Source organism: Luteibacter sp. P4_E6, from assembly GCF_056401535.1.
In genome coordinates, this window is the sequence record NZ_JBFUJE010000682.1 from 1 (window position 1) to 1,816 (window position 1,816).

Below are 1,816 nucleotides of genomic sequence, written 5' to 3' on the forward strand. Positions count from 1 at the left end.
CCGGGAGGAGCTGCTTACTAACCGCCTGGGTAATAGGGTAGAGGCGCGTGCCCGATCCGCCGGCGAGGATGATGCCCTTGGTGGTCATGCGCCCAGGCGCTCCATCCGGTAGCTACCGTCCAGGATCGAGGCGACCCATGGCTGGTGGTCGAGATACCAGTTTACGGTCGCTTCGATGCCCGTTTCGAAGGTCTGTGTTGGCGTCCAGCCGAGCTCGGAAGCGAGCTTGCTGGCATCGATGGCATAGCGGCGATCATGGCCCGGACGGTCCCGGACAAAGGTGATCAGCGACTCGCGGGGCGTGCCGTCTTTCAGCGGGTGGCGCGCGTCGAGCAGGCGGCAGATCGTCTTCACCACGTCGATGTTCTCCTGCTCCGCATTGCCGCCCACGTTGTAGGTCTCCCCCACGCGGCCGGCCTCGAGCACACGGCGGATGGCCGAACAGTGGTCGCCGACGAAGAGCCAGTCGCGGATGTTCTTGCCGTCGCCGTAGATAGGCAGGGACTCACCCTTCAGCGCTTTCTGAATAACCAGCGGAATGAGCTTCTCGGGGAACTGGAACGGCCCGTAATTGTTCGAGCAATTGGTMGTCAGCGTCGGCAAGCCGTACGTATGGTGGAAGGCGCGGACCAGGTGATCGGACGCCGCCTTGCTCGCCGAGTAAGGCGAATTGGGCGAATAAGGTGTGTTTTCGGTGAACTTGCCTTCGGCCCCCAGGGAGCCATACACCTCGTCGGTCGACACGTGAAGAAAACGAAAATCGTCTTTCCCGGCCCCGTCCAGGCCGCGCCAAAAGTCGCGGGCTTCTTCAAGCAGGCCAAGCGTACCGACCACGTTCGTCTGGACGAACTCAGCGGGTCCGTCGATGGATCGGTCCACGTGCGACTCGGCAGCGAAGTTCACGATGGCATCGGGGCGGTGCTCGGTCAGCAACCGGCTCACCAGCGCCCGGTCGCCGATATCTCCCTGAACGAAAAGGTGCTTTTCGTTGTTTTCGAGGGATTCCAGTGTGCCAAGATTGCCGGCGTAGGTAAGCTTGTCCAGGTTGACCACACGCAGGCCATCAGCTACCGCCTGGAGGACGAAGTTGGCGCCAATGAAGCCAGCGCCGCCGGTTACCAACAGTGTTTTCATAGAACCTCGTTGTCGTCCATGTTGCACAGGATGACGCGCTCTCGCTCCGCGTCAGCGCTCGCCCGATAGCTACCGCGTTCAGGCGGCGGTATGCCCAATACCAAGTGTAATATGTAGCGCCGTTCGCGAGGGCTGGCGATTGAACGGCAAATGAACCTTGGGAAAAATTCCTTGTGAAAATAAAGACTTCTCGTAAATCCGTCCCTCGCGTCCACGGCCTCGGCACCCGGGCTATCCATGCCGGACAGTCGCCCGATCCCTCGACGGGCGCGATCATGACGCCCATCTACGCGACATCAACCTACGTGCAGAGCAGTCCGGGCAAGCACAAGGGCTTCGAGTACTCGCGCACCCAGAATCCGACGCGCATGGCCTACGAGGCTTGCGTGGCTTCGCTGGAAGGCGGCGTGGCGGGCTTTGCGTTCGCCTCCGGGCTAGCCGCCGCGGCCACAGTGCTGGAACTGCTCGACACGGGCAGCCACGTGATCGCCATGAACGATCTCTATGGCGGCACCTATCGTTTGTTCGAGCGTGTGCGCACCCGTTCGGCGGGACTCGAGTTCGATTTTGTCGACCTCAATGACACCGCGGCCCTGCGTGCGGCCCTGAAGCCGAATACCCGCATGATCTGGGCCGAGACGCCCACGAATCCGATGCTGCATCTGGTCGACCTTGCCAAGCT

General features: G+C 61.8%; 3 protein-coding genes. 1 reads left to right on the forward strand and 2 read right to left on the reverse strand.

The annotated features are described in order from the left end of the window. Together AC1DT2_RS22340 and rfbB are read right to left on the reverse strand one after the other, a co-directional pair. On the reverse strand, positions 1 to 88 hold an 88-nt coding region (locus AC1DT2_RS22340), incomplete at its 3' end, for a sugar phosphate nucleotidyltransferase (protein ID WP_477298815.1). Continuing rightward, positions 85 to 1,134, reverse strand: a complete 1,050-nt coding sequence (gene rfbB / locus AC1DT2_RS22345; RefSeq protein WP_477298811.1) for a dTDP-glucose 4,6-dehydratase — start codon at positions 1,132 to 1,134, stop codon at positions 85 to 87. The genes AC1DT2_RS22340 and rfbB, both read right to left, overlap by 4 nt. Positions 1,135 to 1,409: 275 nt before the next feature. On the opposite strand from rfbB, the gene AC1DT2_RS22350 reads away from it, so the two are divergent. Then, the coding region (locus tag AC1DT2_RS22350; RefSeq protein WP_477298813.1) for a PLP-dependent transferase at positions 1,410 to 1,816 on the forward strand (407 nt) is incomplete at its 3' end.